The following is a 13,113-nucleotide window of genomic DNA, read 5'->3' on the forward strand; positions in this document are numbered from 1 at the left end:
CCCGGCGGTCGTTTCCCCGGCGGACCATGAAACAATCGGGCTGTGATCGCCGCCAAGAAGACTGCCGCTGCGCCGAAGGAGCCTCTCTTCACCAAGGACTTCCTGCTGGCGATCGTGATCAACCTCTTCCTGGCCATCGTGTTCTTCGTGCTGGTCACCGGCCTTGCGGTCTACGCCGCCGAGGAGTTCTCCGCCGGAGAGACCGCCGCCGGGTTCGCCGCCTCCGCCTTCGTGGTGGGCGCGCTGGCGGCCCGGATCTTCGCCGGAAAGTACGTGAACTTCCTGGGCCGGCGCCGCACCGTGCTGGCCTGTCTGGTCGTCTACGTGCTCGCCGGCCTGGCCTACCTCGTGGTGGACAGCTATGAGATGCTCATCGCGCTGCGCGCGGTCCACGGGATCTCCTTCGGCTTCGGGCAGACCGCGCTCAACGCCGGGGTCTTCGCGATGATCCCGCGCACCCGACGCGGGGAGGGCGCCGGCTACTACCTGCTGGCGAACTCGCTGCCCCCGGCCATCGGCCCGCTGGCCGCGATCCAGCTGACCCAGCGCTACGACTTCTGGGCGATGTTCGTCGCGGTCACCATCGTCTCGGTGGTCGCCCTGGTCTTCTCGCTGTTCCTGCGGCTGCCCGAGGACAAGCCCTGGCGCACCAGCCTGGTCGAGAAGCTGACCCTGCGCCCGCGGGACATCATCGAGCCCCGAGCCTTCAAGATCTCCCTGGTGGCGATGCTGCTGGGCATCGGCTTCGCCTCGGTGATGACCTTCCTCAACGGCTACGCACGCAGCCTCGACATGGTCGACGCGGCCTCGATCTTCTTCGTCATCTATGCCGGCGCAGTGCTGGTCTCGAGGCTCTTCATGGGCAAGGTCCAGGACCGCTACGGGGACAACTGGGCGGTCTATCCGGCGGTGATCTGCTACATCATCGCCATGGGCCTGCTCGCCTGGACGCCGAACCAGGGGGTGCTGCTCACCGCCGGGGTGCTGGCCGGGTTCGGCTTCGGCTCGCTGCTGCCGGTGCTCCAGGCGATCATCGCCTCAGACCTGCCCGCGCACCGCACCAGCATCGGGATCTCGACCTTCTTCATCATGCTCGACGCCGGATTCGGCTTCTCCCCGCTGCTGCTGGGCCCCCTGGTCAGCTATGCGGACTACCGCTTCATGTACGCGATGTGCGCCGGGGTCGTCGTGCTCTCCCTGGTGCTCTACTGGCTGGTCCACGGCCGCCATGACGTGCATCAGGGGGTGGCGCGCCGGATCCCCGGACACGGTAGAAAGTCCGACGACGACGGCGTGATCCCCAGCCCTCAGGGCACCTGAAGCTGCGCGTTCGGCAGGTCGGTGATCAGCATGTGCCCCGGGGCGTGGCTGATCGCCAGCTCCGGCTTGGACTCCATCACCGCCGCCTGCGGGGTGACGCCGCAGGCCCAGAAGACCGGAGTCCAGCCGGCGGGGATCTCCACCGGGTCCCCGAAGTCCGGGGCGCCGAGATCGGCGATCCCCAGGCCTGCGGGGCTGCCGATGTGCACCGGGGCGCCGTGGACGCCCGGATAGCGTGAGGTGATCCGCACCGCGTCGGCGATCAGGTCCGCGGGCAGCGGGCGCATCGAGACCACCAGGGGTCCGCTGAGTCGGCCCGCCGGTGCGCAGCGGATGGCGGTCTTGTACATCGGCACGTTCACGCCCTGCTCGATGTGCGCTATCGGTATCCCCGCGTCGAGCAGCGGGGTTTCGAAGGTGAAGCTGCACCCGATGAGGAAGGCGACCAGATCCTCGCGCCAGTGCTCGGTGGCCTCATCGGGTTCGGCGATGAGCTCGCCGTCGCGGTAGACCCGGTAGGCGGGAATGTCGGTGCGCAGATCACCCTGGGCCAGCAGCGGACTCACCGCGCCGGCGTCGTCGAACTGGCCCGATTCGAACACGCCGAGGACCGGGCAGGACTTCGGGTTGCGCTGGGCGAAGAGCAGCATGTCGAAGGCCAGCTCTCGCGGCAGCGCCAGGAGGTTCACCTGTGCGAAGCCCGGGCTGATCCCGCTGGTGGGCCGCCGCAGCCCGGCGCGGAACTGCGCCCGGGCCGCGGCGGGACTCAGCTGTTCCAGCCCAGGACCCGACTCAGGAACCGTGCCGTCGGCGAAGCGGTGACCCCGGGCGGATCCTCGAGCGAGGCGCTGCCCAGGACGACGGCCGGAATGATCAGCGCGATGACTCATCCTTCGGTCCAGAGGCTGGCCAGACCGCCCAGCGAGCTGTAGCCCATGAAGATGGTCAGCAGCCAGACCACGAAGCCGAGGATGAGCAGCCACTTGGGGTACTTATAGCCCTGCAGCAGGTCCCGGCGGCGCCAGGCGGCGTAGAGGATCACCGCGAAGCCCAGCGGAAGCACGGTGCCGTTGAAGGCGCCGGCCATGATCAGCAGGGTCTGGGGCGCCTGGCCCAGCATCAGGAACACGGCGGTGGTGATCACCAGGAAGCCCAGGAAGTACCAGTTCTTGGTGCGCTCCTTGGTGTTCTTCGTGGTCAGGAAGGACACCGTGGTGTAGGTGCAGCCCAGGATCGAGGTGATCGCGGCGACCCAGAAGACCGCGCCGAAGACCCGCAGCCCGATCTCCCCGAGAGCCACCGAGAAGGCATCGGCGGCAACGTTGTCCTCGGCGAGGACCACACCGGTGGAGACGACCCCGAGGATGGCCAGGAAGAGCAGGAAGCGGATGAGGGTGGCCACCATGATCCCGAGCACCGAGGTCTGCGAGATCGCCTTGACGTTCTCGACCCCGGTGTTGCCCGAGGCGATCAGCCGGTGGGCGCCGGCATAGGTGATGTAGCCGCCGACGGTTCCGCCGATCAGCGTGGTGATCACCAGGAACTCCACCTGGTCCGGCACGAAGGTCTGGCGCAGCGCCTCACCGAGCGGCGGGGCGGTGGTGACGGCCATGAAGATCATCAGCAGGATCAGCACCGCGCCACAGGCGACGACGATCCGATCCAGCGCGACGCCGGCCTTCTTGGAGAGGAAGATCAGCAGCGCGAGGATCACGGAGAGTCCGCCGCCGATGCGGGCGTCCATGCCGGACATCGCGTTGAGGCCCAGGCCGGCACCGGCGATGTTGCCGATGTTGAAGACGATTCCGCCGAAGAAGATCAGCGCAGCGAGCGCCCAGCCCAGGCCGGGCAGGATGCGGTTGCCCAGGGTCTGGGCGTAGAGCCCGGAGACCCCGAGCACCCGCCAGACGTTGAGCTGCACCGCGATGTCCACCAGCACCGAGATCAGAATGGCGAAGCCGAAGGCGGCGCCGAGCTGATAGGTGAAGGTCGCGGTCTGGGTGATGAAGCCCGGACCGACGGCGCTGGTGGCCATCAGGAACATCGCGCCGAGCAGCGCGGTGCGGCGGGTGCGGATCAGCATCGGACCATTCGGTTCCGGACTGTCGGACTCCGTGCGCCCGGCGCTCAGAGGGCCGTCGATGTCTGAGGCACCATTGGTCTGCGGGTCTTCTTCGATCTTGGGATGGCGGGGTGCATCCGCCGAAGACGATCTGGGGGTTGAGGCGTCAGCCACAGGAGCCCTCCGAGGGTGAGTAGGGGGAACGGAGCCGACACCGTGCGCAGTGCACATGTGACGCACGTCTATTCCGTGGATCACCGCTCACAGTACTGTTGTTCAACAATCCAAGCAAGAGATTGTGGAACAATCCGCCCACGTTTTACATGGTTGTCACATGCGTCGTCTCATCCGCTGGGGATTCTCAGGTCCCCGGCTGACGCTGAATCCGCTCAGACTCATCAGAAACCCATGGCAACGACCCTGCGACGGCAGCCAGATCCTCCTTAAGGGTCGGTTCACCTGGGGTGAGGGGGCCCTCCGGAATGCGAGTAGCGTTGCGTCGGTTGGTGCTTGTGGGCTCAACGGTGCCGTTGCAGCCAGCGCGGCATCTCTGGAGATCTTGGGGGTTTGTGCGTGAGCATGGAACGCGCGGCATGGGGCTCGCTGTACAGCATGACCCACGCGAAGAAGGACTACCGGCCGTTCAACCGGGAGACGCTGAGCCGCATCGGCCGGTTCGCCCGTCCCCACCGCACCCGGCTGATCTGGTTCCTGATCCTCTCGGTGGTCACTGCGGCGCTCGCCGTGGCGACCCCGCTGCTGGCCGGACAGGTCATCAACGCGATCACCGGCTCCGCCGCCGTGGAGGTCGTGATCCGGCTGGCAGTGCTGATCGCGATCATCGCCGTGGCCGATGCCGGGTTCAACATCCTCAGCCGCTGGCTCTCCTCACGGATCGGTGAAGGCCTGATCCTGGATCTGCGCACCGCCGTGTTCGATCACGTGCAGAAGATGCCGATCGCCTTCTTCACCCGCACCCGCACCGGCGCACTGGTGAGCCGGCTGAACAACGATGTCATCGGTGCGCAGCGCGCCTTCAGCGGGACCCTCTCCGGCGTCGTCGGGAACCTGGTGATGGTCATCCTGACCATCATCGCGATGCTCTCACTGTCCTGGCAGGTCACGCTGCTGGCCCTGGTGCTGCTGCCGGTGTTCGTGGTGCCGGCCCGTCTGATGGGCAGCCGGCTGGCCGGGCTCCAACGTGAGGCGGCGAACCACAACGCCACCATGGGCACCCAGATGACCGAACGCTTCTCCGCTCCGGGCGCCACGCTGATCAAGCTCTTCGGCCGTCCCGAGGAGGAGTCCGCAGAGTTCGAGCGGCGCGCCCGCCGCGTGCAGGACATCGGGGTCAAGACCGCGATGCTGCAGTCCACCTTCATCACCGCGCTCACCCTGGTCTCCGCGCTGGCCCTCGCGCTGGTCTACGGCCTGGGCGGCTTCTACGCGATCGTCGGAGAGCTCGAGGCCGGCGCCGTGGTCTCCCTGGCCCTGCTGCTCACCCGCCTCTACGCGCCGCTGACCGCCCTGGCCAGCGCCCGGGTGGAAGTGATGAGCGCACTGGTCAGCTTCGAGCGGGTCTTCGAGGTCCTGGACCTCAAACCGCTGATCACCGAGAAGCCAGACGCCGAGCCGCTGCCCGATGGCCCAGCCGCCGTCGAGTTCGACGACGTCAGCTTCTCCTACCCCTCTGCGGAGAAGGTCTCACTCGCCTCCCTGGAAGAGGTCGCCACGCTGGACCAGCGCGGCGGCGAAGAGGTGCTCCATGGGATCAGCCTGCGCGTGGAGCCCGGGCAGACCGTGGCCATCGTGGGCTCCTCAGGGGCCGGCAAGTCCACCATCGCCGCACTGCTCGCGCGGCTCTACGACGTGGACTCCGGCTCGGTGCGGATGGCCGGGGTGGACCTGCGCGACACCACGTTCGCCTCGCTGCGTGCCACCCTGGGCGTGGTCACCCAGGACGGGCACCTGTTCCACGACACCATCCGGGCCAACCTCACCCTGCCGGCCCCGGACGCCACCGATGAGCAGATCTGGGACGCCATCCGCCGGGCCCGACTGGAATCGGTGGTCCACTCCATGCCCGACGGGCTCGACACCGTGGTCGGGGAACGCGGCTACCGGCTCTCCGGCGGCGAGCGCCAGCGCATGACTCTGGCCCGGCTGCTGCTGGCCCAGCCCCAGGTGGTCATCCTCGACGAGGCCACCGCCGCGCTGGACTCCACCTCCGAGGCCGCCGTGCAGGCCGCGCTGACCGAGGCGCTCGTCGGCCGCACCGCGCTGGTGATCGCGCACCGGCTCTCCACCGTGCGCGCCGCCGACGCGATCCTCGTGGTCGAAGCAGGCACGATCGTGGAGCGCGGCACGCACACCGAGCTGCTCGCGGCCGACGGGCGCTATGCCGAGCTCTACCGGACCCAGTTCGCGACCGAGGACTCCTGAAGCCGCTCCCCCACCCTGCGTAGGATGGACAGGCAATCGAGGAGAGGCACCCGCATGATCGCACGGTTCGAAGAGCTTGACTGGCAGCAGACGCCGATGGGTGAGCTGATGCTGCGTCGGCGCACCGAGCCCGGCACGGGCACGCAGATCTATGAGGTGAAGCTCGGCGAGGAGTTCCTCATGTCGAGCCTCTTCACCGTGGCGGAGGAGCAGATGTCGATTCTGGGCCTCGCCGCCGCGACGGGTGACAAGCTCGACGTCGTCGTGGGCGGCCTCGGCCTGGGCTACACCGCGGTCACTGCGCTCGCTGATGAGCGGGTCCACCGGCTGGAGGTCATCGACGCGCTCCCGGCCGTCATCGACTGGCATCAGCGCAAGCTGCTGCCAGTCTCGAGCCGGCTGGTCGAGGACGCGCGCACCACCCTGCGCCAGGATGACTTCTTCGCCGTGATGCGGACGCCTCCGGCGCCGGACGCGCAGCGCCACGACGTGATCCTGCTCGACGTCGACCACTCCCCGCGGCACACGCTGGATCCGAGCCACGCGGACCTCTACACCACCGAGGGGCTCACCGCGCTGGCCGCGCACCTCGCTGATCACGGGGTCTTCACGCTGTGGTCCGATGATCCGCCGGATGAGGAGTTCATGGTCACGCTCTCGACGGTCTTCGATGACTGCCAGGCCCACGTCGTGGAGTTCGCCAATCACCTCACCGGGAGGACCTCCTCCAACACCGTCTATGTCGGGATCAAGCGCGAACCCGTCGACTGAGCATTGCGTAATACGGCGTAATGTGTGATCAGCGGCACGCGAGGTCTTCCAATAGCGGCTTCTCCGGGTGAAGATGACGGTGAGCGAGAGCTCACCCACCACCTGCGCCGCAGCGATGCGGCGCCGATACTGTTCAGGAGACGCAGCCATGACTGAGAGCACCCGAACCGAGAGCGTGAACCCGCAGGGAAACGAGCCGCACCAGATCGGCGACTGGGCCGATCTGGGCCAAGAGATGTGGTCCTATCTCACCGGCCGGGGCGCCGCGGTGAACTACACGCTCCAAGACATGACGGTGGAGGTCCCCCGTGACATCGGACCGGATGCGCCACGAGCGGTCTGGAAGTTCAACGGGACTCTGCGGGTGACCACGAGTGACGAAGCGAGCTCCCGATGATCGACTGCAACTGAGGCAGGAGGCATCATGCGCTTAGACATCGACCTCGCCTTCAGCGTCGCCCAGGTCGGGGCAGACGGCACCCCGACTGAACCGATCAACGCCACCATCACCGCGGCAGGCCGCCACATCGAGGTCCGCACCGAGGACTCCTCGCTGCTCGACGGGATGCCGCGCTCGATCACCCGAGCCGCCGACGTGTTCGCGAGCCAGCTCGCGGCCCGCGATCTGACGCTCTCCGTGATCGGTCCCGCAGGAGAGATCGTCTCTCTGGGAGCGGTGAAGACCACGGTGCTGAGCCGGGCGCTCACCCGTTCGAAACACATTCGGCTGGGTTCGCTGAAGTCGCTGCCGCGCTTTGCCGGCACCGGCTCAGGCGACGCGCAGAGCTCATCGTCGCTGATCCCTCCGGAGACGCCGTGGCCCCCGGCCCCGACGTTCAACCGAAGGATCCGACGTCGGGTCACCACCACCCACGCTCCCCGCGGGGCCGGACGTCCGCGGCTGATCATGAGCCGCACCGACCAGCCCGGCGCAGGTCCGCTGGAGTTCAACCTGGTGGCTGATCGCACACTGATCGGCAGCGACGAAGCCTCGGACCTGTTGCTCAAGGGCCTGGAGCCGGTCCACGCCGAGATCCTCCATGACGAGTTCGATGAGTACGTGATCGTCCGCCATGGGTCCATGGGCGGCAGTCGCAGCGCCGAGCCCGGCGCGCCGGTCACGCTGCGCACCGGGTCGCGGATCGACCTGGGCATGTGGCGGCTGGTGTTCCTGCGCGAGGAGTACGCCGATCACGGCCGGCCCTTCGGGGGACGCCAGGGCGGGGAGTTCGCGTATCAGAAGCCGCAGTACGATCCCTATCGGCAGCGAAGCTGAGCTGGGAGCTGGAGCCGGAGACCGTTGAAGGATCTGGGGGCTGTACTCGGTCGAGCATGGCCCCCGGATACCTTCCTCCGATCAGCTGCCCAGGTGGTCCAGCAGCTCAGCCTCGGCCGAGTCGAGGTATTCCAGCAGATGAGCCTCCGCGGCCCGCCGGTCCCCCTGGCTGAGCAGCCGGGCCAGCTCGCGGTTCCTCTCGATATAGGCGTGATGAAAGCTGGGCTGTTCGGACTTGGCGTGGAAGGCCAGACGCATCCGCGCCAGCACCTGTTCCATGAGCGCATCGAGCATCGCGCTGCGAACCTGGGCGGCGATGGTCCGATGGAAGACCTGATTGGCCTGGGCCATCGCGGGAATGTCTCCGCGCTCGCGCGCCACCTCCGCGGCTGAGACGATTCGGTGCAGCTGCTCCAGCTCCGCCGCGGGGAACTCTGCGGTGCGCACCGCGCCGACCTCCAGCACCCGACGGACCCGGTAGACCTCGGCGATGTCGGCGGCCGTGGGCTGGTGCACGAAGACCCCACGGTTGGGGTGACGTTCCACGAGACCCTCAGCTGCCAGGATCTGGAAGCCGCTGCGCAGCGTGTGCCGCGAGATGTCCAGCTGACGGGTCAGCTGTACCTCCGGAAGCTTGGTGCCTGGACGAATCGCACCGGCCGAGATCGCCCCGCGCAGCAGCTCCGCCACCCGTTCCGGGACCTGAGCATGCTCGCTGAGTCCCTCGGCGGACAAGGAGCTCCACATCACGTCGGTCATGACAACAATCTAGCGGACACGGGAAACCCGCACCTCAACCTCGCGTCACGCGGGTCACTCGATGACACCCAGCACCTGGCCGGCCCGCAGCGCCGCGCCGGGGGCGAGCTCCTCCCGATGGAAGACCCCGCTGCGCGGTGCTGCCACGGTGGACTCCATCTTCATCGCCTCCACCACGGCGAGGGGATCCCCTGCGGAGACCTCAGCACCGTCCGCGGCGGAGAAGCTGACCAGGCTGCCGGCCAGCTTCGTCACCACTGCGCCGGGCGCGGCCTCGGCGGGGGTGGTGGGAGCGTCGTCGTCGGTGGTCGTCCCGGCGCCTGTTCCGGTGCCGCTGCCGAGCAGGGTGAGCAGGGCGGCAGGGAGCCCCAGGCTCACCGCCCGGCCGTCGATCTCCACAGTGGTGCGGCGCATGCGGTGTTCGCGGTGGCGCAGCGCTGCAGCAAGGTGCTCGGAGTCGACCATGGACTCGCCGTAGGCGGCTTCGAACTCGGTCTCGATCCAGCGGGTGTGGACCCGGAAGCTGGCCTGGCCGTCGGCGGCGAGGAAGTCCTCTGCCTCGAGCACCTGGCGGTGGAAGGGCAGCACGGTGGGCAGGCCTTCGATGCGCATCTCGTCGAGCGCCATGCGCGCACGGCGCAGCGTGGTGGTGCGATCCGGGCCGGTGACCACGAGCTTGGCAAGCATCGAATCGAAGGCGCCGGAGATCTCGTCACCGCTGCGCACCCCGGTGTCCACCCGGATGCCGGGTCCGGTGGGTGGGGCGAAGAGCGTCACCGGGCCGGGGGTGGGAAGGAATCCCTGGGCCGGTTCCTCGGCGTTGAGCCGGAACTCCACCGAGTGGCCGCGCGGCTGCGGGTCTTCGGTGAATCGCAGCGGTTCTCCCTCGGCGATGCGCAGCTGTTCGGCCACCAGATCCACCCCGGAGGTCTCCTCGGTGACCGGGTGCTCCACCTGCAGCCGGGTATTGACCTCCAGGAAGCTCAGCAGACCGGGCTGGTCCCCTTCGCCCGGGCTGAGCAAATACTCCACCGTGCCGGCCCCGACGTACCCGGCCTCGGCGCAGATCGCTCGGGCGGAGCGGTGGATGTCAGCACGCTGGTCGGCGCTGAGGAACGGCGCCGGCGCTTCCTCCACCAGCTTCTGGTTGCGCCGCTGCAGCGAGCAGTCCCGGGTGCCGACGACGACGACGTTGCCCTGCGTGTCCGCGAGGACCTGGGCCTCTACGTGCCGGGGCCGGTCCAGGAACCTCTCCACGAAGCATTCTCCGCGGCCGAAGGCGGATTCGGCCTCGCGCACCGCAGAGGCGAAGGCCTCATCGATCTCGGACGCCTCACGGACGATGCGCATGCCGCGCCCGCCGCCGCCGTGGGCGGCCTTGATGGCCACCGGCAACCCGTGCGCGGCGACGAACTCGCGGATCTCATCCCCACCGGCGACCGGTCCATCGGTGCCCGGCACCAGCGGGGCGCCGACCTTGACCGCGAGCGCCCGGGCGGTGACCTTGTTCCCGAGCGATTCGATGGTCTCGGGCTTCGGACCGATCCAGGTCAGTCCGGCCGCGATCACGGCGCGGGCGAAGTCGGCGTTCTCGGAGAGGAACCCGTAGCCGGGGTGGATCGCGTCGGCGTCGACCTCGCGGGCGGCGTCGAGCAGCTTCTGCTGATCCAGGTAGGTCTGCGCCGGGGTGGTGCCGTGCAGCGCCACGGCCTCGTCGGCCAGCTGGACGTGGAGCGAATCGGCGTCCTGGTCGGCGTAGACCGCTGCGGCGGTGTAGCCGGATTCGCGGGCGCTGCGGATGATGCGGACGGCGATCTCGCCGCGGTTGGCGATGAGGATGCGCTTCATGGTGAGGTCTTCTCTCAGGCGTCTGGGGTCGTGGGCGTCTGCGACGGCGGCGCCGCCGGGGCATGGGTCCGCGGCAGCGGGGTCAGCGTGTCAGGGTCCACCGGGACCAGGGTGATCTGGTCTCCGGGGGCGAGCTGCGCCGCAAGCGGAAGGTCCTCGTCGATGACGACCCCGATCACCGGGTATCCCCCGGTGACCGGATGGTCGTTGAGGAAGAGCACCGGGGTGCCCGCGGGCGGCATCTGCAGCGAGCCGCGGACGACTCCCTCACTGGGAAGCTCGCCCTCCTTGAGCCGGCGCAGCGGACGCGGGGCCTCCGCGTCGGTGGTCTCCGCGTCGGTGGTCTTCGCGTCGGTGGTCTTCGCGTCGGCGCCCCGGGCGGCGTCGCTGGTTCTGGCGACCTCGGTGCGCTCGGGGACCTCGAGCCGGATCCCGATCCGGTTCGAGGACTGGGACACGATCCAGTGCTGGTCGGCCAGCCGAGCGGCCTCCTCGGCGCTGAACCAGTCCGCGCGGGGTCCATAGGTGAAGCGCAGCGCGGTCGGCGTCTCGGCCGTCGGCGTCTCAGCGGATGACGGATCAAGCTGGGGCGCGGAGACGGCGCCGGTGGCGGCCCCGGCGGCGCGGAGCCGGTCTCCGGCCGCGAGCGGACCGGGGCCCAGCCCTGACATGGTGTCGGCGGAGACGCTGCCGAGCACCGGCGTGGCGGCGATGCCTCCACGGAGGCCGACCACGCTGCGCAGTCCACGCTCGGGGGCCCCGAGAGTCAGGGTCTCCCCCGCGGCGAGGGCGAAGGGAGCGCGAAGCGCTGCGCGCCTGCTGGATCCGTCCGGGCCGGTGACGGTCAGCGGCACCTGCGCGCCGGCGACGGCGAGCACCACCGTGGATTCGGCCTGAAGCGTGAGTCCCCCGTGCAGCGCCTCGAGCACCGCGGCCTGCGCACCATTGCCGAGAAGTCGGTTCACCTGGCGGGCGGCGGCCTCATCGGCGACCCCTGCGCGGGAGACTCCGAGGTCACTGAGTCCGCTGCGGCCGAGATCCTGGATCAGGGTCTGCAGACCCGCGTCGAGCACGGTGAGCGCGGCCTCGTCCTCGGGCTCGGAGCCGCGCGAGCTCCACGACCCAGTTTCGGGCTGGGGTGCTTCCTCGGGCTGACGTGCGGACGTGGTCGTCACCGACCGGGCACGCACCGGCTTGTAGCGCACGGAGTCCCCCGGGCTGACCAGCGCCGGGGACTCGCCCTGGGCTTCGCGGGAGAGGTCCCACAGGGTGGCCGGGGTATGTCCGATGAGCTGCCATCCGCCCGGGGAGACCCGCGGGTACACGGCGGAGAACTCACCGGCCAGGGCCACGGCGCCAGCAGGCACGGCGGTGCGCGGGCTGCTGCGGCGCGGGACGTCCAACGGGCCGGGGCGGCCAGGATCCCCGAGCGCCGCCTCACCCGGAGCCGGGCTGGGCACGCAGTAGGTGAATCCGGGGGCGAAGCCGCCGAAGGCTCCGGTCCAGGACTGTTCGCTGTGCCAGTTGATCAGCGCCTCGACGCTCATCTGTTGGTTCGCGGCGAGACCATCCAGGTCTTCCCCGTCGTAGATGACCTCCAGCTCCACGTGCCGGGAGTCCGCGGCAGAGAATTCTCCGAGCTCAAGGCCGGGCAGACGCGTCCGGGCCTGCAGCAGGGCGGGCCGGGCGGTGAAGCGCAGCAGGATGGTGCGGGCCGCGGCCACGGCCTCGACCTGGCCGGGCAGCGGGTCACGGCGCAGCTGCTGATGGCAGGCCAGGACCTGGTCGAGGGTCTCGAACTCCAGCAGCAGCGCGCGGGGACCAGCCTCTCGGATGGTGCTGATCATGCGAAGCTGCGGATCTCGACTCCGGCGCCCTCCAAGGCGGCCCGCACCGCCTTCGCCATCGCCACCGCGCCGGCAGTGTCGCCGTGGGTGCAGATGGATTCGGCCTGGGTCTCGATGCGCGTGCCGTCGCGGGCGATCAGCACGGACTCCTCGGCCAGGCGCAGCATGTTCTCGACCACCTGCTCGGTGTCGTGGAGCACCGCGTCAGGCTCCCGCCGGGAGACCAGCGTGCCGTCGGGGTTGTAGCTGCGATCGGCGAAGGCCTCGGAGACTCCTCGCAGACCGGCTTCGGCGGCATAGTCCAGGGCGATTGATCCCGGCAGCAGCAGCACCGGAAGGTCGCGTCCGGTGCTCTCGCGATAGGCGGCGATGGTGTCGATGACGGCATGGGCGTGCCCGGTGTGGGAGATCATCGCGTGGTAGAGGGCGCCATGCGGCTTCACGTAGCGGATATGGGACCCCAGCCCCAGGGCGATCCCTTCCAGGGCGCCGAGCTGATAGAGCACATCGGCGGCGAGCTCGTCGGGGGAACATTCCAGGTGCCGACGGCCGAAGCCGGCGAGGTCGCGGTAGCCGATATGGGCGCCGATGACGACGCCGTTCGCCACAGCCTCGGTGGCGGTGGCCCGGATGGTCAGCGGGTCCCCGGCGTGGAAGCCGCAGGCGATGTTCGCGCTGGAGACGGTGCGCAGGATGGCGGCGTCGTCTCCGCTGGTCCAGTTGCCGAAGGCCTCTCCGACATCGCTGTTCAGGTCGATCTGTGCCACGTGATCCTCCTCGAGCCGATG

At 69.1% G+C, this 13,113-nt stretch carries 11 protein-coding genes; 5 read left to right on the top strand and 6 right to left on the bottom strand.

What is annotated here, in order from left to right; translation table 11 throughout:
- The first annotated feature begins 42 nt into the window (after positions 1–42).
- Complete coding sequence (locus LTH93_RS06970; RefSeq protein ID WP_241465294.1) at positions 43–1,320, top strand: MFS transporter; 1,278 nt, start codon at positions 43–45, stop codon at positions 1,318–1,320.
- Here the strand turns inward: LTH93_RS06970 and LTH93_RS06975 are convergent.
- Positions 1,308–2,210, bottom strand: coding sequence for a putative hydro-lyase (locus LTH93_RS06975; RefSeq protein ID WP_241470532.1), 903 nt, complete (start codon positions 2,208–2,210; stop codon positions 1,308–1,310). The genes LTH93_RS06970 and LTH93_RS06975 overlap by 13 nt on opposite strands.
- On the bottom strand, positions 2,207–3,403 hold the full coding sequence (locus LTH93_RS06980) for an NRAMP family divalent metal transporter (protein WP_241465296.1): 1,197 nt from the start codon (positions 3,401–3,403) through the stop codon (positions 2,207–2,209). The genes LTH93_RS06975 and LTH93_RS06980 overlap by 4 nt, the downstream gene beginning before the upstream one ends.
- Positions 3,404–3,955: 552 nt before the next feature.
- On the opposite strand from LTH93_RS06980, the gene LTH93_RS06985 reads away from it, so the two are divergent.
- The 4 genes from LTH93_RS06985 (at position 3,956) to LTH93_RS07000 (ending at position 7,871) form a co-directional block, all read left to right on the top strand.
- Entirely contained in the window at positions 3,956–5,824 is a 1,869-nt protein-coding gene (locus LTH93_RS06985; RefSeq protein WP_241470533.1) for an ABC transporter ATP-binding protein, read from the top strand.
- A gap of 54 nt (positions 5,825–5,878) precedes the next feature.
- Complete coding sequence (locus LTH93_RS06990; protein ID WP_241465298.1) at positions 5,879–6,595, top strand: spermidine synthase; 717 nt, start codon at positions 5,879–5,881, stop codon at positions 6,593–6,595.
- Positions 6,596–6,743: 148 nt separating this feature from the next.
- On the top strand, positions 6,744–6,992 hold the full coding sequence (locus tag LTH93_RS06995; protein WP_241465299.1) for a hypothetical protein: 249 nt from the start codon (positions 6,744–6,746) through the stop codon (positions 6,990–6,992).
- Between the two features lie 27 nt (positions 6,993–7,019).
- On the top strand, positions 7,020–7,871 hold the full coding sequence (locus LTH93_RS07000) for an FHA domain-containing protein (RefSeq protein ID WP_241465300.1): 852 nt from the start codon (positions 7,020–7,022) through the stop codon (positions 7,869–7,871).
- A gap of 81 nt (positions 7,872–7,952) precedes the next feature.
- On the opposite strand, the gene LTH93_RS07005 is transcribed toward LTH93_RS07000, so the two are convergent.
- From LTH93_RS07005 to LTH93_RS07020, 4 genes are read right to left on the bottom strand one after another with little or no spacing between them, the layout of a single operon-like run.
- Positions 7,953–8,630, bottom strand: coding sequence for a GntR family transcriptional regulator (locus LTH93_RS07005; protein ID WP_241465301.1), 678 nt, complete (start codon positions 8,628–8,630; stop codon positions 7,953–7,955).
- Positions 8,631–8,684: 54 nt separating this feature from the next.
- Positions 8,685–10,478 (bottom strand): acetyl/propionyl/methylcrotonyl-CoA carboxylase subunit alpha, encoded by a 1,794-nt coding sequence (locus tag LTH93_RS07010; RefSeq protein WP_241470534.1) that lies wholly within the window; start codon positions 10,476–10,478, stop codon positions 8,685–8,687.
- 14 nt (positions 10,479–10,492) lie between these two features.
- On the bottom strand, positions 10,493–12,325 hold the full coding sequence (locus LTH93_RS07015) for a carboxyltransferase domain-containing protein (RefSeq protein WP_241470535.1): 1,833 nt from the start codon (positions 12,323–12,325) through the stop codon (positions 10,493–10,495).
- A complete protein-coding gene (locus tag LTH93_RS07020; RefSeq protein WP_241470536.1) occupies positions 12,322–13,092 on the bottom strand; it encodes a LamB/YcsF family protein in 771 nt (256 codons plus the stop codon). The genes LTH93_RS07015 and LTH93_RS07020 overlap by 4 nt, the downstream gene beginning before the upstream one ends.
- Between the last annotated feature and the right edge of the window lie 21 nt (positions 13,093–13,113).

The organism is Nesterenkonia sp. DZ6, from assembly GCF_022565835.1.
GTDB lineage: Bacteria > Actinomycetota > Actinomycetes > Actinomycetales > Micrococcaceae > Nesterenkonia.